The following is a 21,212-nucleotide window of genomic DNA, read 5'->3' on the forward strand; positions in this document are numbered from 1 at the left end:
TCGATGATGTCACTCACGATACCCGAGCGCCCAGGAAGTTACCCGACAGTAGTACGCATTTTGTCCAGCATCAGGAGCGGACGGACAGATCCACCTTCTGGAAGCCCTTGACGTCCGAGTACCCGCACTTGGCCATCGCCCTCCGCAGGCCACCCATGAGGTTCCGGGTGCCGTCGGGGACACTCGTCGGGCCCTCCATGACCTCCTCCAGCGGAGCGAGAGCGGTCTCGTCGTCGGTCTCCGCCACATGACTGCGCGGCACCTTGGGGTGCGCGGCCACCGAGTCCCAGTACACACCCCGGCCCGGCGACTCGAGGGCGCCTACGAGCAGCGGGCCCAGCACGACCGCGTCCGCGCCGCAGCCGATCGCCCGGGCGATGTCGCCGGAGGTGTAGATGTCGCCGTCCGCGAGGACGTGCACGTACCGGCCGCCGGTCTCGTCCAGGTAGTCCCGTCGGGCGGCCGCGGCATCGGCGATCGCGGTGGCCATGTGGACCTCCATACCGAGCACGTGTCCGGTGGTGGTCACGCCCTCGACCCCACCATTTCCCACGATCACGCCCGCCGCGCCGGTACGCATGAGGTACAGCGCGGTCTTGTAGTCCACCACGCCACCGGCGATCACCGGCACGTCGAGCCCGCCGATGAAGTCCTTGAGATCGAGCGGTGCGTCCTCCCCGCTCACGTGCTCCGCGGAGATGATGGTGCCCTGGACCACCAGCAGGTCGATACCGGCTGCGATCAACCCCGGCGCGAGCTCTCGCGCATTCTGGGGCGACACCCGCACGGCCACCGTCGCACCCTCGTCGCGGATCCGCTGCACGGCGGCCGCGAGCAGGTCGCGGTCGATCGGCGCGCGGTGCAGCTCCTGGAGCCTGGCCACGGCACGGTGGCCGGTCACGTCATCGAGCGCGATCTCACGCAGCTCGGCGATCGCCGCCTCCGGATCGGCGTGCCGACCCCACAGGCCCTCCGCGTTGAGGACCGCCAACCCGCCCAGCTTCGAGAACTGCACGGCGGAGTCGGGTGAGACCACCGCGTCGGTGGGATGGGTCATCACGGGGATGCCCATCTGGTAGGCGTCGATCTTCCAGGCCGTCGACACCTCCTTGGAGCTGCGGGTACGACGCGAGGGGACGATGTCGACCTCACCGAGTCCATACATCCGACGGGCCTCACGGCCGATTCCGATCTCCACGACGTCTCGCACGGCGCCTCAGTCCTTGACGTTGTAGTTGGGGGCCTCGACGGTCATCTGGATCGCGTGGGGATGGCTCTCCTTGAGCCCCGCCGCCGTGATCTGGACGAACTGGGCGCGCTGCATGTCCGGGATCGTGGCCGCGCCGGTGTAACCCATCCCCGCCCGGAGTCCACCGGTGAGCTGGTGCAGGACCTGTGCGACGTCGCCGCGGTACGGCACCCGCCCCTCGATGCCCTCGGGGACCAGCTTCTCCTCGGACAGGACGTTGTCCTGGAAGTAGCGGTCCTTGGAGAACGACTTCTCCTGGCCCGGCTTGCCGCGCCCGCGCATCGCGCCCATCGACCCCATGCCGCGGTAGACCTTGTACTGCTTGCCGTCGGCGAAGATCAGCTCCCCGGGGGACTCCGTGCACCCGGCGAGCAGCGAGCCGAACATGCATGCCGAGGCGCCGGCCGCGATGGCCTTGGCCACGTCGCCCGAGTACTGCATGCCACCGTCGGCGATCACGGGGATCCCGGCGGCGTGCGCGACCACGGACGCCTCGAGGATGGCGGTGATCTGCGGGGCGCCCACGCCGGCGACCACACGGGTGGTGCAGATGGAACCGGGGCCGATGCCCACCTTGATGGCGTCCGCGCCCGCGTCGACCATGGCCTGCGCCGCGCCACGGGTGGCCAGGTTGCCGCCGATCACCTGGACCCGGTCACCGAGCTCCCTCTTGACGCGGGCGACCATCTCGATCGCGTTGCGGTTGTGGGCGTGCGCGGTGTCGACGACGAGGACGTCCACCCCGGCATCGGTGAGCGTGCCCGCGCGTTGCCAGGCGTCCTCGCCGGTGCCGATCGCGGCGGCCACCCGCAGCCGGCCATCGGAATCCTTGGTGGCGTCCGGGTGCTTCTCGGTCTTGACGAAGTCCTTGACGGTGATGAGTCCGGTGAGGCGACCGCCGCCGTCGACGATCGGCAGCTTCTCGATCTTGTGCCGGCGCAGGAGGCCGAGGGCGGCCTCCGCCGTGACGCCCTCGCGGGCGACCACCAGCGGCGCGCGGGTCATGACCTCGTCGACGCGACGCGACTTGTCCACCTCGAACCGCATGTCCCGGTTGGTGATGATCCCCACCAGCTCGCCACGCTCATCGGTGACCGGCAGGCCGGAGATCCGGTAACGGGCACACATCTCGTCGACCTCGGCGAGGGTGTTGGCCGGCGCACACGTGACGGGGTCGGTGACCATGCCCGCCTCGGAACGTTTGACCGTGTCCACCTGGGCGGCCTGGTCCGTGATCGAGAGATTGCGGTGGAGCACGCCGATCCCGCCCTGCCGGGCCATGGCGATGGCCATGCGGGCTTCGGTCACGGTGTCCATGGCGGACGACACCAGGGGGACGCGGAGCGTGATGTCGCGGGTGAGCCGGGTACTGGTGTCGACCTCACTGGGGACCACCTCGGAGGCGGCCGGGAGCAGCAGCACGTCGTCGAAGGTCAGGCCCACCATGGCGACCTTGTCCGGATCGTCCCCGCCGGTGCGCACTGGGCCTCGCGACTCGCTCATCTGCTGTCCTCCTGGGGGTGGTCTCACTGCTGGCTTCCGAGGATAGTGCGTCCGAGGGCTACGACTCGAACCGTCGACCCCGCAGGGTGGTGGTCACAGGTACTCTGGGGACGTGAACGATCCGCTACGACACGGTATGCCGCCCGACCCCTTCGCCGGTGATCCGGACGATCCGGCCGCGGAACTGGCCGAGTTCGACCCCGCCGACGACGGTGCTCCCTCGGGTCCGCTGGACGCCGACGAGCGGCACGCCATCGAGGAGGATCTGGCCGACCTCGAGGAGTTCCGTGCACTCCTCGCCCCCACCGGCGCCAAAGGCGTCGCGGTCCAGTGCGAGGACTGCGCTGAGGAGCACTATCACGAGTGGGACATGCTCCGTGCCAACCTGATGCAGCTCCTCGAGGACGGCTCACTCCTGCCCCACGAGCCCGCGTTCGATCCCGTCCCGGACGACTACGTCACGTGGGAATACTGCCGCGGTTACACCGACGCGGTGCGCGCCATGCGCCCGCGTCGCCTCAACTGGCGTCGCTGAACCGGCGCACGCGCGACCCCGCGCGTCGCACGACGAACCCCGCCGCCCACCTTGTGAAGGTGGGCGGCGGGGTTCCTCTTATCCTGCGCTACCCGTCGGTCGGCGCCGCGGGATCAGTTGAACGGCGGGGCGGTCTGCGCGGTCGGACTCGTACTCGTCGGGGTCGGCGACCTCGAGGTCGAGGTCACGGTCGGCCGGGTCGGAACCGTCGTCGGCACGTCGGTCTGGTCGTCACCCGGCTGCGGAAGGCCCGTGGTCGGCGCCAGGAAGTCCTGGATCCGCTTGGTGTCGATCGGGATCTGCAGGGTGGTGGAGATCCGCAGTCCGTCGAGCGGCAGCGGGATCACCGGCATTCCGGGGGGCGGCGCCGGGAACAGGTTCGACGGCAACGGGACGGGGATCCCCGGGACGAGGGTCGCAGGTCCCGGACTCGGCGCCGGAGCGGGCGCCGGCGAGGGCACCGCGCTGGGGGTGACCCGGCTCAGATCACGCTTGATCGCGTCGCGGCGCTTCATCAGCTCGACCCGCTCCGCGGCATCCGAGACCTCGTCGAGCCGGTCCGTCACCTCGTTGAGCAGTCGCTCGGCGGTGTCTCGATCGCCTTCTCGGGCCGCCAGGTCCGCCGCGGCCAGGTGCTCGGTGAGGTCGCTGACCAACTCCACGTCCCCCGCACGGTCGGAGAAGATCGTCTTGGAGACGTCCCACAGCGGGTCGCCGGGCATCGCACTGTGTGCGGCGACGGACAGGCCACCGACGATGACGGCGGCCACGGCGGCTGCCCCGGTCACCGCCTGCCACAAGGCGGGGCGCTGACCGTGGTGGTGCTCATGCGACTTGGCCCAACCGCGGCGCGGCCACAGGCGCGAGACGTTGGGCGCGAGCGCGACCCCGATCTCCTCGTCGCTGGGCAATTCGGGCAGGGGCGCGGAAGCGACCTCGGCCCGCCACTCGGCAAACAGCGCGAGAAGGGCGTCGTCTCCGTCCGGCCGATCTCCGTTTCCCAGAGCACTCAGGAGATCGTCGTCACGCTCGACCTCCGCCGGGCTGGGGCCGTGCTCGTCGAGCGAGGCGTCGTCGTCCCGGGTGCCGGGGTCGACATCGTCGTCGTTCATCGCCATCGCTCCTTTCCGTCCTGCTCGATCTTCGTCCGGAGCTGCTTCATCGCCCGGTGCTGGGCGACGCGCACGGCTCCGGCCGTACTGTCCACGATCTCCGCGGTCTCGTCCGCGGAGAGTCCGACCACCACTCGCAGTCGGATGATCTCTCTCTGCTTCTCCGGAAGGGTTCCCAGCAACCGGCTCATCGCCTTGGTCACCTCCCCGTCGAGGACGTGGGCCTCCGGCCCGGTGTCCGTGGAGAGCACCTCGGGGAGGTACTCCACGGGATCTGACTTGTTCCGTGCGGCGCCCCGATGGGCGTCCGCGACCTTGTGGGCCGCGATCCCGTACACGAATGCCATGAAGGGACGTCCCTGGTCCCGGTATCCCGGCAGGGCCGAGAGCACCGCGATCAGCACCTCCTGTGCCACATCGTCAGCAGACAGGTTGACCCTCTCCGCACCCCCGACGCGGGAACGGCAATACCGAACCACACCGGGACGTACGAGTTCGAGAACCCGCGACGCCGCGGTCCGGTCTCCCTTCACCGCGGCGGCGACGGCGAATTCCAACTCGTCTGCTGTACCTGTCATCGAATTCGAGGGGCCTCTCGTTACACGGGTGTGCTTACGGGGCACGGCCTTCCTGTCTGGGGGTACGACGCCGGGCGTCGTGGTCTCGTGCCCGGCCCGTCAGTGTCTGTCGGTGTCCGTCAGGACGTGGGCACAGGATACGTGCGCGACCTCGTGCAGGAGGCCGTCTCGTGAGCGCCCAGCGTAACTGTTGGGCGCCATACGGGCCCACATGGCGGGCCGGGAACGCCGAACGGACCCCGGCCCCGCGGGTGCGGGGGCCGGGGCCCGTGGTGACCGGATGTCAGTGCGAATGACCCGCGTGCGAGTGGGCGTCGGAGCCCTTCTCCTCGGGCTTCTCGACGATCGCGGTCTCGGTGGTCAGGAGCATCCGCGCGACGGAGCACGCGTTGACGACCGCCGAGCTGGTGACCTTGACCGGGTCGATGATGCCGGCGGAGATCAGGTCGCCGTACTCGCCGGTGGCGGCGTTGAAGCCGTCGCGCGGGCCCAGGTCGGCGACCTTGCTGACCACCACGGCGCCGTCCTCGCCCGCGTTGGCGGCGATCCAGAACAGCGGGGCCGACAGGGCCTTGCGGACCACGTTCACGCCCACGGCCTCATCGGCGTCGGTGGTGTCCTCCGCGAGCCGCGCGAGCGACGCCGCAGCCTGCACCAGGACGGAACCGCCACCGGCGATGACGCCCTCCTCGACCGCGGCCTTGGCCGAGTTGACCGCGTCCTCGACGCGGAGCTTGCGCTCGGTGAGCTCGGTCTCGGTGGCAGCACCGACACGGATGACCGCGACGCCACCGGAGAGCTTGGCGATCCGCTCCTCGAGCTTCTCGCGGTCCCAGTCGGAGTCGGTGTTCTCGGCCTCGCGGCGCAGCTGCGCCACCCGGGCGTCGACGTCCGCCTGGTCGCCGTCGCCGTCGACGATGATCGTCTCGTCCTTGGAGACGGTCACGCGACGGGCGTGGCCGAGCACCTCGAGACCGCAGTCCGAGAGCTTCATGCCCAGGTCCGGGCTGACGACCTGTCCCTTGAGGACGATCGCCAGATCGTCCTGGAAGGCCTTGCGCCGGTCTCCGAAGTACGGAGCCTTGATCGCGACGGCCTTGAGGGTCTTGCGGATCGAGTTGACGACGAGGGTCGACAGCGCTTCGCCGTCGACGTCCTCGGCCACGATGAGCAGCGGCTTGCCGGTCTCCGCGACCTTCTCCAGCAGCGGGAGCAGATCCGGCAGCGAGCTGATCTTCTCCCGGGCCAGCAGGATCAGGACGTCCTCGTAGATGGCCTTCTGCTCGTCGGGGTCGGTGACGAAGTACGGGCTGAGGAAGCCCTTGTCAAAGGCGATGCCCTCGGTCACGTCGACCTCGGTGTGCAGGCCCTGTGACTCCTCGACGGACACGACGCCGTTGACGCCGACCGCGTCCATGGCCTCGGAGACCATGCGGCCGATCTCCGGATCCCGAGAGGACACGGTGGCGACCTGCGCCACGGCCTCGGAACCCGAGACCGGGGTGGCCGAGGCCTTGAGGAACTCCACGACGGCGGCGGAGGCCTTCTCGATGCCCTTGCCCATCGCCATCGGGTTGGCCCCGGCGACCACGTTTCGCAGGCCCTCGCGGATGAGCGCCTGGGCGAGCACTGTGGCGGTGGTCGTACCGTCGCCGGCGACGTCGTTGGTCTTGGTGGCGACGCTCTTGACCAGCTGCGCACCGAGGTTCGCGAAAGGCTCGGAGAGCTCGATCTCGCGGGCGATGGAGACGCCGTCGTTGGTGACGGTGGGGCCTCCGAAGGCCTTGGCCAGCACGACGTGCCGGCCCTTGGGGCCGAGTGTGACCTTGACGGTGTCGGCGAGCTGGTCCACACCGGCGAGCATGCCCTTACGGGCCTCCTCGTCGAACGCGATCAATTTGGGCATGGGTAGGACTCCTGGAGAAAAGAGGGTGTTCGGGACGGACGGATCACTCTGCGAGAGACTCCGGTCAGACACCGGTGAGACACCTCCGCCCCGGCGGGCCGGACTATGGCCAGCGTCACCGGGGCGGGGGTTGCGGGCTCACGTCAGTCGATGACCGCGAGAACGTCGCGCGAGGAGAGGATCAGGTACTCCTTGCCCTCGTACTTGATCTCGGTGCCGCCGTACTTGGAGTAGATGACCTTGTCACCCTCCTTGATGTCCATGGGGATGCGGTCACCGTCCTCGTCGAAGCGGCCCTGGCCGACCGCGACGACGGTGCCCTCCTGGGGCTTCTCCTTGGCGGTGTCCGGAATGACGAGGCCGGATGCCGTAGTGGTCTCGGCAGCGGTGGCCTCGACGAGAATCTTGTCCTCAAGCGGCTTGATCGCCACGATGGATCCTCCGTGTGTAGATGGTGATGTGTGTTCAGGGGGCGGGGCTCCGGTGAGGCGTCGTCGCGGGAGACGCGGTCGGGTCCATGCCTATTGGCACTCTATATGCGCGAGTGCCAGCACTCAAGTGCCCCGGGTGCCCGATCTGGCACATTCGCCGGTGGCGAACACGCTGAACTCGGCCCGGGGCGCACGGGTGCCGAACTCCGACAACGGGTGCGGCCCGCGCGTACGATCAGGCGAACCGACCCGTCGCCCCCAGGGAGAATCCGCCAGCCATGTCCGATTGGTCCACGGTCGGTCCGGCGGGAACGCCGGTTCCCGGTGACGATCCCGGGACCGACGACCCGGGCCCCGATCCGCACGGTGGCCCTCGCCCTGTTAACCGGACGGCCCTGGCCGCAGTAGTACTGGCGGTGGGCAACGTCGTGTTCGGCTCGTTCCTCGGGCTGTTCCTGCCGGTGTTCCCGGCCGTCTTCGCCGTGGTCTCGGTGGCGCTGGGCCATGTGGCCCTGTTCCGGGTCCGCCGGAGCGGGGAATCCGGCCGCGGCCTCGCGCTCACCGCCCTCGCGGTGAGCTACGTCTGGCTGGCGGTCATGGCGTCGGTGGTGTTCGGGATGCTGTTGTTCACCGGATACGCCTTCGCCGTCCTCGGTTTCTGACGCGGGAACCGCTCACACGACCTGGGTCACCTCGACGGACAGTCCCGGATCAGCAGCCACGGTCAGGGGGCTGGGCCGGACCCCCGCGGCGAGGAGCGCCGACGCCACCCCCACGACCATCGCCCCGTTGTCCGTGCAGAGCCGCGGCCGCGGGATCCGCAGGGCGATCCCGGCGTCGGCGCACCGCTGCGCGGCGAGTTCCCGGAGCCGCGAGTTTGCCGCCACCCCTCCCCCGACGAGGAGGGTGTCCACGCCGAGATCGGTGCAGGCACGGACGGCCTTCATCGTCAGTACGTCGGCCACGGCCTCCTGGAACGACGCGGCCACGTCCGCCACGTCGAGCTGGTCACCGTCGCGCTCGGCCGCCTCGATACGCCGCGCGACCGAGGTCTTGAGTCCGGAGAAGGAGAAGTCGTGGCGGGCGTCCCGCGGGCCGGTCATGCCGCGCGGGAACGAGATCGCAGCGGGGTTCCCGGTCGCGGCGAGCCGATCCACCACCGGTCCGCCCGGATATCCCAGGCCCAGTAGCCGTGCGATCTTGTCAAAGGCCTCGCCTGCCGCGTCGTCGACCGTCGAGCCGAGCTCCACGACCGGTTCGGTCAGGGACCGCACGTGGAGCAGCTGGGTGTGCCCACCGGAGACCAGCAGGGCCACGCACTCCTCGAGCGGTCCGCCGTCGAAACCGGCGACGGCGACGTGGCCGACCAGGTGGTTGACGGCGTAGAACGGGGTGCCCCACGCGGCGGCGTACGCCTTGGCCGCGGACGAACCCACCAGCAGCGCGCCGGACAGGCCGGGGCCGATGGTCGCGGCCACCGCGTCGGGCCGGTCGATGCCGGCCTCGGCGAGCGCCGCCCGGACGGTGGGGACGAGCGCCTCGAGGTGGGCCCGGGAGGCGATCTCCGGCACGACCCCACCGAAGCGCGCGTGCTCGGACATCGACGAGGCCACCACGTCGGAGAGCAGTTCGGCCCGCCCGTCGTCGTGGACCCGGGCTACGGCGACACCGGTCTCGTCACACGAGCTCTCGATCCCCATTACGGTCCTCACGAGCTGGTCCCCTCTCCTGCCGGACGCACCATCAGGTGCGCGTCGGCCATGCTCGGCCGGTAATAGCGAGGCCGCAGTCCCACGACCTCGAACCCGTGGGCCACGTACAGCGAGCGGGCGGGCACGTTATCCGTGCGCACGTCCAGCACCACCGGTGCGTTCTCCGCATCCGCCACGGCGAGCATCCGCCGCAGCAGTGCCCGGCCGATCCCCCGCCCCTGGAACTCCGGGTCGACCCCGATCGTGTGCACCTCGAACTCGCGGTCGCCCTCCCGCCCGAGCGCGGCCAGGACCGAGTAGCCGACCAGCCGGTCGCCCGACCGGGCCGCCACGCACGTGGTGTGCCGGGAGCCGATCTCGGACAGGAACGCCGCAGCCGACCACGGCCCGTCCCCCGAGAAGAGGACCTGCTCGAGTCGGGCGCACTGCATCGCGTCGTCGGCGACCAGCGGCTCGTAGACCACCCCGTCCCGCGACCCGCCACCCGTCCCGGCGCTGCTCGTCCCGGCGCTGCCCGTGTCGGCGCTGCTCGTATCGGAGCTGCCCGTCTCGGGGCTGCCCATCTCAGGGCTGCTGATGTCGGGGCTGTTCATCTCGGAAGTCCCTCGGGACGCCCGACGCCCCGCAACGCCGGTGACGGCTCCACCCTGCGGGGCGGTACCGCGTCCGGTCGCCGCAGGTACAGGGGCTCGAGCGGAGCCGGGGTCACCGCGCCGAGGAGATCCGCGGCGGCGGCCGCCACGAGCCCGGCCGGGTCCGGGGCGGCCACCCCGCCCGCTCCCGCAGACTGCACCGCCCCGACCATCTCCGCCAGGCGCGCGGGGTCTCCCACCACGTGGTCGACCCCGTCCACCGGGATGTCCGCGGCGGGGCCGACCGCGGGCCCGGAGACGCGGGCACCGTCCGGGGAGTAGCGCGCGTGGTAGGCCTCGCGGCGCCGGGCATCGGTGACGACGACGAGCTCGCCGACCGCCCCGGCGGCGCGCGCGCGTTCCGCGACCCCGTCGAGCGAACACACCCCGTGCACCGGCCTGCCGATCGCGTCCGCGAACGCGGCCGCGGTGACCATCCCCACCCGCAGTCCGGTGAACGGACCCGGCCCCACCCCGACCACCACGGCTTCCAGGTCCACGGGGGCGAGACCGGCCTCCGCCAGGCACTCCAGGATGTGCGGCGTGAGCAGCTCCGCGTGGGCCCGGGCGTCCTCGGTGACCCGTGAGGCCAGCGTCGTCACGACCGGACGGCGGTCTCCGGGCACGAGTCGGCACACCCCGGCGGTGACGGCGGGGGTGGAGGTGTCAACAGCGAGGACCAGCACACCGGTCAGGGTACCGCCGGGCCCGGCGGCCGACCGGCCCGGTGCCAGGCGGCGGAGCGCACCTCGGTGTCGTCTCCGCGGCGCATGGTGACGACCAGGGGGGCCGCGACGAGCGAGTCGACGAACCCGGCGCCCCATTCCACCACCACCACGTCGTCGTCGAGCGCGGAGTCCAGATCGAGGGATTCCAGCTGGTCGGCCAGGTCCGCGGACGAGGGCCGGACGCCGTCCGGGTCCTGCCCGCCGAGGAGCCGATAGGCGTCGACGTGGACCAGTCCGGGACCGTCCGGGGTCCCGGGTGCGTGCCGGCGCGCGATGACGAAGGTCGGAGAGGTGACCCGGCCGAGCACCCCGAGCCCGACCGCCAACCCCGAGGTGAGCGCTGTCTTGCCCGCACCGAGGGGCCCGTCCAGCACCACCACGTCGCCGGCGCGCAGCAGTCCCGCCAGCTCGGCGCCCAGCGCCCGGGTGTCCTCCACCGTGGGGAGCTCCCGCTCCCCCGGCACCGGGATCGTCACGAGGCCTTGCTGTGGCCCGTCGAGGGGCTGCTACCGGGCGAGGCGCTGCCATCGCTCGCGGGATCGCTGTCAGGCGAGGCGCTGCCATCGCCCGCGGGACTGCTGTCAGTCGAGGGGCTGCGGTCAGCCGGGCCCTGCGTCCGCGCGCGCCATTCGATGATCGCGTCCGCGACGAGGTCGCCCAGGACCTCCGACACGTACGCGGGCTCCTCCAGCATCACCATGTGGCCGCAGCCGGGGACCACCACGAACTCCGCGTCCGGCAGTTCCTCGGCGATGTCGACCGACCGGTCCAGGGGGGTCAGCAGGTCGCGGTCACCGCACAGCACCGTGGTGCGCACGTCCCGCAGCACGGGTATGGCGGCGGTCTCGTCGTGCTGGGTGAGGGTCTCGAAGAAGTTCGCGATGGTCAACACATCGGTCGAGGCGATGAGCTTGTCCACGAACCTGGCGACGGTCGGGCTCATCTTGGCCGGGTCGCCGAACGAACCGCCGTAGATGAACGGCGAGATGATCGCGCCGAAGGCCTTCCGGCCACTGGTGAACACACCCGGGGTCCGTCCGGCCAGCCCGGCGATCCGGGCGACGGTCCTGTTGCCCAGCACCGCACCGAGCCCGGCCTCGGAGAGCTCGGCCATCGCGGTGGAGACCAGGCCCACCCCGAGGACACGCTCGCGGACCGTCGCCGAGTGGCGGGCCGCGTACCCCATGACCGCCATCCCGCCCATCGAGTGGCCGATCACCACGATCGGACCGGTGGGTGCGGTCGCCGACACCACCGTGTCGAGGTCCCTGGCGATCTGCGCGATGGTCGAGTTCGCGCGCGAGCTCTTACTGCTGAGCCCGTGGCCGCGCTGGTCGTAGAAGACCATCCGGATCTCGGAACCGAATCGTTGCTGCAGGTGGCGGCGCTGGAAGTGCCAGGAGTCCATCGAGAGCGTGTACCCGTGCGCGAACACCACGGTCATCGGGGCGTCGGTCGGCCCGGCCTCGCGTACCGCGAGCGGGACCCCGTCCGAGGCGGTGACCATCGAGCCGCGGTCCACGCCCAGCTCCCACATGTCCTCGCCCGCCCACGGGTCCTTGGCCCTCCGGCCGGGCAGGAGGGTGGACACGGAACCGATGGTGGCGGCGCCGAGGGCACTGAGGCCCGCGGCCAGACCGCCGGGCGTCCGGATCTCCTCCGCCACCGTCTCGGCGTCCCCCGGCGCACCGCCGACGAGCTGCGGCGACCGGACCTCGACCGGCGGCTCCGCCGGCGACCGCGAGGGACGCCGGGGCAACCGGAGCTGCGGTCGACCACTGCCGCGGCGCGTCGTGTCGTCCTTCTGGCTCATCCTCGACCTCTCCCGAGTCCACTGTGAACATGATGGCGGGCCGCCCGACCGCGGACGGCGGTGACGACCTCGTAGTGGATGGTCCCCAGGGTCCGGGCCCACTCGGCGGCCGTGGGGCCGCCATCGGAACCCGTGCCGAACAGGACGGCGGTGTCGCCCGCCCGCACTGCTGCGCCCGCCTCGCCCGCCCCGCCAGGGCCGCGCGGGTCTCCCGGGTCCGGCCCCAGGTCGACGACGAGCTGGTCCATACAGACCCGCCCGACATTCGGATACCGGCGCCCGCCGATCGAGACGTCGAGCCGGCCCGAGAGCAGGCGCCACACCCCGTCGGCGTAACCGGCCGCGACGAGCGCGACGGTGGTGTCCCGGGGGGCGAACCAGGTGTGCCCGTAGCTCACGCCCTGGCCGGCCGCCAGCTGCTTGACCATCAGGACCTCGGCGGAGAACGTCATCGCCGGGATCAGGTCCGCGTCGAGGTCGTCGACCGGGCTGAGCCCGTACAGGGCGATACCGGGCCGGACCATCTCGAACCCGTCGTCCGGCCGGGTCAGGGTGGCCGCCGAGTTGGCGTGGTGGTTGACCGGGCAGTCCAGGCCGCGGGCGCGCGCCTGCGCCACGGCCGCGTGCAGGCGCTCGACCTGCTGGTCGATGACGGGGTTGCCCGGGTCATCGGCGTGCGCGAAGTGCGCCATCAGCCCGGTGACCTCGATCAGCCCCTCGTCGGAGGCCACCACGAGCCGGTCGAGCAGGGCGGGCCAGTCATCGAGGGTGACGCCGGAGCGGGCGAGCCCGGTGTCGATCTTGGGGGTCACCCGGGCGCGGCGGCCGGTGCGGCGCGCGGCGTCGAGAACGGTGTCGAGGTGACCGGGGCCGGGGATGGCCAGGTCGATGTGGGCCTCGAGCGCCGCACGGACGTCGTCACCGACCCCGAACAGCCAGGCCAGGATCTCGGCGTCGATCCCCGCCTCGCGCAACTCCACGGCCTCGCCGATGGTGGTGACGCCCAGCGCGTCCGCACCGCCGCGCAGCGCGGCCAGCGAGACCGGCACGGCTCCGTGGCCGTAGGCGTCGGCCTTGACCACTGCCATGACCCGCGCCCCGCGCGCAGACCGGACCAGGACGCGGGAGTTGTGCTCGATCGCATCCAGATCGATCTCGGCCCGGCATGGTGCGGGGGGGACAATTGAACCCATTCTGTCCATTCTGCCAAACAACACCGCCGGGTAGTGATTCACCGACCGCGCAGCGCGGATATCGCCCCCGGTAGCGCGGCCAGCAGATCGCCGGCCCCGATCGGCGCTCCCGCCCCACCTGTCCGCCGCGCGGCGGCCCGCGCGGCCTCACCGTGGGCTACGACCGCCGCGACCGCCGGCCACGAAGCCGCCCCGCCGGCCCCCATGCCGTTCGCGAGCAACGCCCCGGCCACCCCGGACAGGACGTCCCCGGAACCGGCGGTCGCGGCCCAGGAGGAACCGGCATCGTGCGACCAGGTGGTCTCGCCGTCGTCGACAAGGGTGACCCGCCCCTTGAGCAGCACCGTCGCCTCGATCCCCCGGTCCCGCAGACCGGCGACGTAGCGGCGCAACGCGCCGGGTCGGTCCGCACGGTCCCACCCGCCGGTGAGGCGGTCGAACTCGCCGGCATGGGGGGTGAGCAGCACGGGCGCGGTCGAGCTCCGCAACAGCACCGGATGGGCCGCGACACACGTGAGCGCGTCGGCGTCGAGGACCGTCGGCCGTCCCCTGGCCAGGACCGCGTCGATGTCGGCGACGGCCTCGGCACCGGTCCCCGAACCCGGCCCCACGATCCAGGACTGCGCGGTCCCCGCCTCGGCCACCGACGGGTGGCACACCACCTCCGGCCGCGCGGCCAGCACGGCCCGCGCGCCCGGGCCCACGTACCGGACCATCCCCGAGGTCGCCGCCACCGCCGCCGAGGTGCACAGCACGGCCGCGCCGGGGTAACGCTCGGAGCCGGCGCGGATCGCCACCACGCCCTGGGTGTACTTGTCGTCCCCCGGCCCCGGCACCGGCCAGGACCGGCCCACCTCGGCCGGGTCCGGGGACGCGATCGTCTGCGGTCCGGGCGGAATCCCGGTCAGACCGATGTCGACCACCTCCACCCGCCCGCAGGCGGGCGAGGCCAGCAGGTGCGCCCGCCGCAGCGCGCCGAAGGTGACGGTGAGTGTGGCGGGAACGTGCGGCGTGTGGACGGTCCCGGTGTCGGCGTCGACCCCGCTGGGCAGGTCCACCGCCACCCACGGGACCCCGGCCGCGGCCAGGCTCTGAACGAGCCGCGCCGCCGGAGCGCGCACCGGGCCGACACCACCCAGGCCCGCCACGCCATCGACGGCGACGTCCGGGACGGGCTCGTGCGAACCCGGAGTCTGCATGCGGCGGATGCGCCCGCCGGCGCGGAGCAGGGCGGCGAGGCCCCGGACGTGGGCCCGGTCCGGGTCCACGAGCACGGCGTCCACGCGGCAACCGCGGCCGCGCAGGACCACGCCGGCGTAGAGGGCGTCGCCTCCGTTGTCGCCGCTGCCCACCAGCAGCAGCACCGAACGGCCGTACACGCCGCCCGTGCGCTCGCGCAGGAGCTCGGCGGTGTGGTGGGCGACGCCCGCCGCCGCGCGGCGCATCACGGCGTCCGGGTCCCCGGACTCCGCGGCCGCCTCGATGAGCGGGCGCTCGGCGGACCGGATCGCCTCGACCGGGTGCGCACGCCTCATGCTCGTCGGACCCCGATCGCTTCCCAGACCCGGTGGCGGGTCACTCCACCGTGACGGACTTGGCCAGGTTGCGGGGCTTGTCCACGTCGTAACCGCGGGCGGCGGCGACCTCGGCGGCGAAGGCCTGGTACGGGATCGTCGCGAGCAGCGGCTGCAGCAGGGTGGTCGAGGCCGGGATGGGGATGAAGTGGTCGGCCAGCGGCTTGGCCACCTCGTCGCCCTCCTCGGCGATGATGATGGTCAGCGCCCCGCGGGCCCTGATCTCCTGGATGTTGCTCACCAGCTTGGAGTGCAGCACGCCCCGCCCCTCGACGGGCGGCATGACGATGAAGACCGGGAGGTCGTCCTCGATGAGCGCGATCGGCCCGTGCTTGAGTTCGCCGGCCGGGAAACCCTCGGCGTGCATGTAGGCCAGCTCCTTGAGCTTGAGCGCACCCTCCAGGGCCGTGGGGTAGCCGACGTGGCGTCCGAGGAACAGCACCGACTTGGAGTCGGCCAGCTCGCGCGCGATCTGCCGGACCGGCTCGAGGGAGTCGACCACCTTCTGGATCTCGGCGGGCATCTTCTCGAGCTGACGGAACTCGGCGGCCACCTCGTCGGGGTACTTGGTGCCCCTGGCCTGCGCCAACGCCAGGCCGACGAGGTAGTTCGCGGTGATCTGCGCGAGGTACGCCTTGGTCGAGGCCACACCGATCTCGGGGCCGGCGTGCGTGTACAGCACGGCGTCGGCCTCACGGGGGATCTGCGAGCCGTTGGTGTTGCAGACCGCCAGGACGCGGGCCTTCTGTGACTTGGCGTGGCGCACGGCCTCGAGGGTGTCGGCGGTCTCGCCGGACTGGGAGATGGCCACCACGAGGGTGGACCGGTCCAGAACCGGGTCGCGGTAGCGGAACTCCGAGGCGATCTCGACCTCGCAGGGAAGCCGCGTCCAGTGCTCGATCGCGTACTTGGCCACCATTCCGGAGTGGTACGCGCTGCCGCAGGCCACGATGAACACCTTGTCGATGTCCCGCAGGTCCTGGTCTGTCATCCGCTGCTCGTCCAGGACGATGCGACCGTCCTGGAAGTGACCCAGGAGGGTGTCGGCGACGGCCTTGGGCTGCTCGGCGATCTCCTTGAGCATGAAGTAGTCGTAGCCGCCCTTCTCGGCGGCGGCCAGGTCCCAGTCGATGTGGAACGGGCGCCCCTCCGTGGGCTCACCGGCGAGGTCGGTGATCTCGTAGCCGTCGGCCCGCAGCACCACCACGTTGTCCTGGCCGAGCTCCACCGCATCACGGGTGTGCTCGATGAAGGCGGCGACGTCCGAGCCGAGGAACATCTCGCCGTCCCCCACGCCCAGGACCAGCGGGGTGGACCGGCGGGCCGCGACCAGGGTGCCCGGGTGGGCGGCGTGGCTGAACACCAGGGTGAACGCGCCCTCGAGGCGCCTGAGCACGGCGCGGCACGCGGCCACGAAGTCACCCGCGTGGGGTCCGGTGGCCATCTCGCACGCGACCAGGTGCGCGGCGACCTCGGAGTCGGTGTCGGACTCGAACTCGATCCCCATGGCCTCGAGCTCCGCGCGCAGGGGCCCGAAGTTCTCGATGATGCCGTTGTGCACGATCGCGACGTCGCCCGAGACGTGCGGGTGGGCGTTGCGGTCGACGGGGCGACCGTGGGTGGCCCAGCGCGTGTGGCCGATGCCGGTGGTCCCGGGGAACGCGTCGGCACCCGCGGCGTCGAGGGCCGCCTCGAGGTTGGCGAGCTTGCCCTGCTTCTTCTCGACCCGGGACGAGCCCGACCCGTCGAGAACGGCCACGCCCGCGGAGTCGTACCCGCGGTACTCCATCCGCCGAAGGGCATCCACCACAACAGGGAGGGCAGCCTGATGCCCCACATAACCGACGATTCCGCACATGGGCGCAAGTGTAACCACGCGGTCCGGCGTCTCAGCCTCCCTCCGCACCCCCGAAGCGATACTGTGGCCACCGTGGCCATCAAGACCAAGGAACTACTCGACACGCTCAGCCGCCGGGGTCCCTACGGGGTCGACACCGGCGATCTCGGCTTCACCGGGACGCGCGGCACGGTGTTCGTCCCCCGGGATGCACCATCGCCCGCGCCGCTCGTGGGCTTCGCTCACGACTGGACCAAGGGCCCGGGCCACTACGTCGACACCCTCAAACACCTCGCGTCGTGGGGCTTCGTCGTGGTGGCCCCGTCGACCGACAACTCGCCCCGACCGAACCACCAGCACTTCGCCGACCACCTGTCGGCGGCGATCGAGGACACCCTCCAGGCCGCCCTCGGCCGGGGGTCGGTCCGCGCGGATGCGCGTCGGATCGCGCTCGCCGGTCACGGTCTCGGCGGGGGTGTCAGCGCACTGCTGGCCTCCCAGCGCACGGACATCGACGCGGTAGCCATGATCTTCCCCGCGGAGACCGTCCCGTCGGCCGCTGACAGGGCGATCACCATCGACGCGCCGGCGATGCTGCTCTCGGCCGCCGGCGGCACCCACACCGAGGACGCGCGGGCGCTGCACCTGGCGTGGCGTGGTCCGCTCGTGCACCGGCGTCTCGCCAAGGCGATCGAGGCCGGTCTGGTCGAGCGCAATCCACTGCTCGAGAACATCGGCCTGGCCGACCCGGACCGTCGCACCCACCGCACGGTGCGTCCCCTGCTCGCCGGGTTCCTGCTGTCCGCCCTCGCCGGTGACAGCGCCTATGCGGCGTTCGCCGACCCGGACGCGCAGTTCAAGGACACGGTCACGGTGACCGACGAGTTGCTGGACAAGGAGGAGAACGACCTCCTGGCGAGCACCCCGCCGATGCTCAAGCTGGTCAAGTCCTTCACCGGCGGCTGAACCGGCCCCCGCGCCCGGGCCGAGCGACTCGGCCGGCCCCCGCGCCCGGGTCAGACCGCGGCGACGACCCCGGCGAGTCGCTCGGCCACCTCGCGGGCGAAGTCCGCATCCTCGGCCTCGACCATGACGCGGAAGAGCTGCTCGGTCCCCGACGGGCGCAGGAGCACGCGGCCGCCCGACCCGAGACGCTTCTCCTCGACCGCCACGGCCGCACTGACGACCGACGAGGCGACGACCGCCGCCTTCTCGTCCACCGGCACGTTGATCAGGATCTGCGGGAGCACCGTCATCACTCTCGCCAGCTCGGCGAGCGACTTGCCGGTGTCCGCCATCCGCGCCATGATGCGCAGCCCTGTGAGCACGCCGTCGCCGGTGGTGGCGTGCGCGGGGAGCACCAGGTGACCGGACTGCTCGCCGCCGAGGCTGTACCCGCCCTCCCGCAGACGCTCGAGGACGTACCGGTCCCCCACCTTCGTCTCGGTGACCTCGATACCCGCGGCCCGCATGGCCACCTTGAGACCCAGGTTGCTCATGATCGTCGCCACGAGGGTGTCCCCGGCCAGCTCGCCGGCATCCCGCATCGCCAGGGCGAGGACCGCCATGATCTGGTCGCCGTCGACGACCTCACCCGAGGCGTCGATCGCCAGGCAGCGGTCGGCGTCGCCGTCATGGGCCAGGCCGAGGTCGGCGCCGTGCGCCCGCACGGCCGCACGGACGTCGTCGAGGTGCGTGGAACCACAGTCGTCGTTGATGTTGTAGCCGTCGGGGCTCGCGTGGATCTCGATCACCGTCGCCCCCGCCTCGCGGTAGGCGCGCGGCCCGACCACGCTGGCGGCACCGTTGGCGCAATCGACGACGACGACGAGGCCGTCCAGCCGCGCCGGCGTCGCGCTGAGCAGGTGCCCCACATAACCGTCCGACGCATCCTCCGCGGAGGCCCGTGAGATCCGGCCGACGGCTGCTCCGGTGGGGCCGGTGATCACGCCGTCCGTCAGAGCGCTCTCGATCCGGTCCTCCACGTGATCGCCGAGTTTGTGTCCGCCCGCGGCGAAGAACTTGATCCCGTTGTCGGGCATCTCGTTGTGGGAGGCCGAGATGACCGCACCGAGCGCCGCGCCGAGCTGCGCGGTCAGATAGGCGACGGCGGGGGTCGGCAGTTCACCCACCAGCAGCACGTCCACACCCTGGCTGGCCAGCCCCGCGGCGAGCGCGGCCTCGAGCATCTCTCCGGACACCCGGGGGTCCCGGCCGATCACCGCGAGCGGGCGGGGTGAGCCGGAATGCACCCGGGTCCCGTCGAACTCCGCGGCCAGGACCGCGGCAGCGGCCGCACCGAGCCGCAGGGCCAGGTCCACGGTGAGCGTCCGGTTGGCGAGTCCGCGAACCCCGTCTGTGCCGAACAGTCGAGTCATGGTGGGTACTCCTGAAAGATCGTGGGGCCGCCACCGCGCGGGGGGTGGGCGTCTGCAACCGGGTCAGGATAACCCCGGCCGGTCGGTCACTCGAGAGATGAACCACAGCAGGCCCCCGCGATCGCGGGGGCCTGCTGTGGGATAAGCGAGCGCGTGGATCAGCGCTTCGAGTACTGCGGTGCCTTACGGGCCTTCTTGAGGCCTGCCTTCTTACGCTCGACGGCGCGGGCGTCCCGGGTGAGGAAGCCGGCCTTCTTGAGCGCCGGGCGATCGTCCGGCGCGTACTCGATGACCGCGCGGGAGATGGCCAGACGGAGCGCACCGGCCTGACCGGAGGTGCCGCCACCGTGGAGCAGGCTCACGATGTCGAACTGCTCCTCACGCTCGGTGAGGACCAGCGGCGACTTGACCAGCTGCTGGTGCACCTTGTTCGGGAAATACTCCTCGAGGGAGCGACCGTTGAGGGTGAACTTGCCGGAGCCGGGCACCAGACGAACGCGGGCCACGGCCTCCTTGCGACGACCGACGGCCTGCAACGGACCGGAGGTGACGACGTCCGCGAGCTGGGTGTCGGCGTCGGCGACGTAGTCGGTGCCTCCGGCGTAGTCAGCCTCGCTGTAGTCCTCGGCGACCTCGGCAGCGAGCTCCGCCACGGTGTCATCCGCTGCGGTGTCCTCAGCCAGGGTGTCGTCAGCGACCTCGGACTCGGGGGTGATGTTCTCGTCGGTCACTGGGCCACCTGCTTGATCTCGTAGGGCACGGGCTGCTGAGCGACGTGCGGATGATCGGGACCCGCGTACACCTTCAGCTTGGAGACGACGGCACGGCCGAGCTTGTTGCTCGGGAGCATGCCCTTGATGGCCTTCTCGACCACGCGGTCCGGGCGCGTGTCCATGGCCTTACCGAGGGACTGCGTCTTGAGCCCGCCCGGGAAACCGGAGTGGCGGTGGTGCATGACGCGCTCGCGCTTGTTGGACGAGATCGCGACCTTGTCGGCGTTGATGATGATCACGAAGTCGCCGGTGTCGGCGTTCGGGGCGAACTGCGGCTTGTGCTTACCGCGGAGGATGTTGGCGACCTGCACGGCGAGTCGACCGAGAACCACATCTGTGGCGTCGATGACGTACCAGGCGCGCGTCACGTCCCCGGGCTTGGGGGCATACGTTGACACAGGCAATACCTCTGACTGTCTAGTGGGCTGCCGGCCGATCGGACGCCCTCCCCCTCGCGCGGCGGCCGGTAGTGACCCGCGGAGGCGGTCCATCAACCCCTTCGAGAGGGGACGACACGGACGCCAGCGTTCAAGACTACCGGCCAGCGGCTCGTCACTCCAACTCGCCGATCGCCGGGACCGGCGACGCATCAGTTAGACTCTCCCCGGTTCCCGCCCTCGTAGCTCAGTGGATAGAGCACGGCTCTCCTAAAGCCGGTGTCGGAGGTTCGATTCCTCTCGGGGGCACCACGTGATCGGCGACCCGCGCTCAGCGTCGCAGAGTGGCGGCGAACGCCCCGGTCAGCGCCAGGATCGGCAGGCCGATGACCAGGTGCACGATCGCCGCCGCCAGGCCGTCCAGGAACGGGACCGTGACCAACAGGGGCAGTGCCACCGCGGCGACGATCAACAGTCCGACGGTCCAGGAATAGAACTGCTGGGGATTCGCGGTGCCCACCAGCAGCAGGTACCACAGGAGTCCGGCCAGGACGGCGGCCGCCGCTCCGTACACGGCGTACATGGTGGGCGTGTTGCCACCGTTCGCCCACTGGTGCCCGAACCTGCCGAACACCGCGTCGACCACCCACGCGATCAGCCAACCCGCGATCGCCGCCACCAGTGCCGTGGCCGCCACGCTGCCGATGAACTTGCCCACGTCGAGCGCGGGGCCGCGGGACTCGCGAGGTGCGCGGCGCTCCTGATAGCCGGGATCGCCTCCGTAGGGCTCGTCGTACCCGTCTCCGCCCATCTGCGAATACGCTCGGGAATCGGGCTGCTGCCCCATCCGCCGTGTCTGGTCGTCCTGTCCGGGATACATC

General features: G+C 71.3%; 21 protein-coding genes and 1 tRNA gene. 4 read left to right on the forward strand and 18 right to left on the reverse strand.

Going from position 1 to position 21,212, the window contains the following annotated elements; all coding sequences use genetic code 11:
* Positions 1 to 70: 70 nt before the first annotated feature.
* Together R4P08_RS06985 and guaB are read right to left on the reverse strand one after the other, a co-directional pair.
* Positions 71 to 1,210 carry a GuaB3 family IMP dehydrogenase-related protein gene (locus R4P08_RS06985; RefSeq protein WP_317813051.1) on the reverse strand — a complete coding sequence of 380 codons (1,140 nt, stop codon included), beginning with the start codon at positions 1,208 to 1,210 and terminating at the stop codon, positions 71 to 73.
* Positions 1,211 to 1,216: 6 nt separating this feature from the next.
* Positions 1,217 to 2,752 carry an IMP dehydrogenase gene (guaB, locus tag R4P08_RS06990; RefSeq protein WP_317813052.1) on the reverse strand — a complete coding sequence of 512 codons (1,536 nt, stop codon included), beginning with the start codon at positions 2,750 to 2,752 and terminating at the stop codon, positions 1,217 to 1,219.
* A gap of 112 nt (positions 2,753 to 2,864) precedes the next feature.
* Between guaB and R4P08_RS06995 the strand changes: the two genes are divergently transcribed.
* Positions 2,865 to 3,287: a DUF5319 domain-containing protein gene (locus R4P08_RS06995; RefSeq protein ID WP_411741172.1), complete on the forward strand. Its 423-nt coding sequence runs from the start codon at positions 2,865 to 2,867 to the stop codon at positions 3,285 to 3,287.
* Between the two features lie 113 nt (positions 3,288 to 3,400).
* Here R4P08_RS06995 and R4P08_RS07000 read toward each other — a convergent pair whose 3' ends face one another.
* The 4 genes from R4P08_RS07000 to groES form a co-directional block, all read right to left on the reverse strand.
* The gene (locus R4P08_RS07000; protein ID WP_317813053.1) at positions 3,401 to 4,399 is read right to left on the reverse strand and encodes a hypothetical protein; all 999 of its coding nucleotides are present in this window, start codon (positions 4,397 to 4,399) and stop codon (positions 3,401 to 3,403) included.
* Entirely contained in the window at positions 4,396 to 4,977 is a 582-nt protein-coding gene (locus tag R4P08_RS07005; protein ID WP_317813054.1) for a sigma-70 family RNA polymerase sigma factor, read from the reverse strand. Before R4P08_RS07005 ends, R4P08_RS07000 begins: the two co-directional genes overlap by 4 nt.
* Before the next feature lie 283 nt (positions 4,978 to 5,260).
* Positions 5,261 to 6,883: a chaperonin GroEL gene (gene groL, locus R4P08_RS07010; RefSeq protein ID WP_317813055.1), complete on the reverse strand. Its 1,623-nt coding sequence runs from the start codon at positions 6,881 to 6,883 to the stop codon at positions 5,261 to 5,263.
* A gap of 143 nt (positions 6,884 to 7,026) precedes the next feature.
* A complete protein-coding gene (gene groES, locus R4P08_RS07015) occupies positions 7,027 to 7,314 on the reverse strand; it encodes a co-chaperone GroES (protein WP_317813056.1) in 288 nt (95 codons plus the stop codon).
* A 278-nt stretch (positions 7,315 to 7,592) separates the two neighbouring features.
* Between groES and R4P08_RS07020 the strand changes: the two genes are divergently transcribed.
* Positions 7,593 to 7,976 (forward strand): DUF4190 domain-containing protein, encoded by a 384-nt coding sequence (locus R4P08_RS07020; RefSeq protein ID WP_317813057.1) that lies wholly within the window; start codon positions 7,593 to 7,595, stop codon positions 7,974 to 7,976.
* 12 nt (positions 7,977 to 7,988) lie between these two features.
* On the opposite strand, the gene tsaD is transcribed toward R4P08_RS07020, so the two are convergent.
* From tsaD to glmS, 8 genes are read right to left on the reverse strand one after another with little or no spacing between them, the layout of a single operon-like run.
* Complete coding sequence (gene tsaD / locus R4P08_RS07025; RefSeq protein WP_317813134.1) at positions 7,989 to 9,014, reverse strand: tRNA (adenosine(37)-N6)-threonylcarbamoyltransferase complex transferase subunit TsaD; 1,026 nt, start codon at positions 9,012 to 9,014, stop codon at positions 7,989 to 7,991.
* Between the two features lie 8 nt (positions 9,015 to 9,022).
* A complete protein-coding gene (gene rimI, locus R4P08_RS07030) occupies positions 9,023 to 9,619 on the reverse strand; it encodes a ribosomal protein S18-alanine N-acetyltransferase (protein WP_317813058.1) in 597 nt (198 codons plus the stop codon).
* The gene (gene tsaB, locus R4P08_RS07035; RefSeq protein ID WP_317813059.1) at positions 9,616 to 10,344 is read right to left on the reverse strand and encodes a tRNA (adenosine(37)-N6)-threonylcarbamoyltransferase complex dimerization subunit type 1 TsaB; all 729 of its coding nucleotides are present in this window, start codon (positions 10,342 to 10,344) and stop codon (positions 9,616 to 9,618) included. The genes rimI and tsaB overlap by 4 nt, the downstream gene beginning before the upstream one ends.
* Before the next feature lie 5 nt (positions 10,345 to 10,349).
* A complete protein-coding gene (locus R4P08_RS07040; protein WP_317813060.1) occupies positions 10,350 to 10,862 on the reverse strand; it encodes a tRNA (adenosine(37)-N6)-threonylcarbamoyltransferase complex ATPase subunit type 1 TsaE in 513 nt (170 codons plus the stop codon).
* Complete coding sequence (locus R4P08_RS07045) at positions 10,859 to 12,199, reverse strand: alpha/beta hydrolase (RefSeq protein WP_317813061.1); 1,341 nt, start codon at positions 12,197 to 12,199, stop codon at positions 10,859 to 10,861. The genes R4P08_RS07040 and R4P08_RS07045 overlap by 4 nt, the downstream gene beginning before the upstream one ends.
* A complete protein-coding gene (gene alr, locus R4P08_RS07050) occupies positions 12,196 to 13,392 on the reverse strand; it encodes an alanine racemase (RefSeq protein ID WP_317813062.1) in 1,197 nt (398 codons plus the stop codon). The genes R4P08_RS07045 and alr overlap by 4 nt, the downstream gene beginning before the upstream one ends.
* Before the next feature lie 38 nt (positions 13,393 to 13,430).
* Entirely contained in the window at positions 13,431 to 14,927 is a 1,497-nt protein-coding gene (locus tag R4P08_RS07055; protein WP_317813063.1) for a bifunctional ADP-dependent NAD(P)H-hydrate dehydratase/NAD(P)H-hydrate epimerase, read from the reverse strand.
* A 40-nt stretch (positions 14,928 to 14,967) separates the two neighbouring features.
* Entirely contained in the window at positions 14,968 to 16,824 is a 1,857-nt protein-coding gene (gene glmS / locus R4P08_RS07060; protein ID WP_317813064.1) for a glutamine--fructose-6-phosphate transaminase (isomerizing), read from the reverse strand.
* 72 nt (positions 16,825 to 16,896) lie between these two features.
* On the opposite strand from glmS, the gene R4P08_RS07065 reads away from it, so the two are divergent.
* Complete coding sequence (locus R4P08_RS07065; protein WP_317813065.1) at positions 16,897 to 17,769, forward strand: chlorophyllase/cutinase-like alpha/beta fold protein; 873 nt, start codon at positions 16,897 to 16,899, stop codon at positions 17,767 to 17,769.
* A gap of 50 nt (positions 17,770 to 17,819) precedes the next feature.
* Here the strand turns inward: R4P08_RS07065 and glmM are convergent, their stop codons facing one another.
* The 3 genes from glmM to rplM form a co-directional block, all read right to left on the reverse strand.
* On the reverse strand, positions 17,820 to 19,181 hold the full coding sequence (gene glmM, locus R4P08_RS07070; RefSeq protein WP_317813066.1) for a phosphoglucosamine mutase: 1,362 nt from the start codon (positions 19,179 to 19,181) through the stop codon (positions 17,820 to 17,822).
* Between the two features lie 158 nt (positions 19,182 to 19,339).
* Positions 19,340 to 19,912 (reverse strand): 30S ribosomal protein S9, encoded by a 573-nt coding sequence (gene rpsI / locus R4P08_RS07075; RefSeq protein WP_317813067.1) that lies wholly within the window; start codon positions 19,910 to 19,912, stop codon positions 19,340 to 19,342.
* Positions 19,909 to 20,352: a 50S ribosomal protein L13 gene (rplM, locus tag R4P08_RS07080; protein WP_317813068.1), complete on the reverse strand. Its 444-nt coding sequence runs from the start codon at positions 20,350 to 20,352 to the stop codon at positions 19,909 to 19,911. The genes rpsI and rplM overlap by 4 nt, the downstream gene beginning before the upstream one ends.
* A 215-nt stretch (positions 20,353 to 20,567) precedes the next feature.
* On the opposite strand from rplM, the gene R4P08_RS07085 reads away from it, so the two are divergent.
* A tRNA-Arg gene (locus R4P08_RS07085) sits at positions 20,568 to 20,643 on the forward strand.
* Between the two features lie 19 nt (positions 20,644 to 20,662).
* Here the strand turns inward: R4P08_RS07085 and R4P08_RS07090 are convergent.
* Positions 20,663 to 21,211, reverse strand: coding sequence for a hypothetical protein (locus tag R4P08_RS07090; RefSeq protein WP_317813069.1), 549 nt, complete (start codon positions 21,209 to 21,211; stop codon positions 20,663 to 20,665).
* Position 21,212: the final 1 nt, after the last annotated feature.

The organism is Rhodococcus sp. IEGM 1408, from assembly GCF_033142235.1.
GTDB lineage: Bacteria > Actinomycetota > Actinomycetes > Mycobacteriales > Mycobacteriaceae > Dietzia.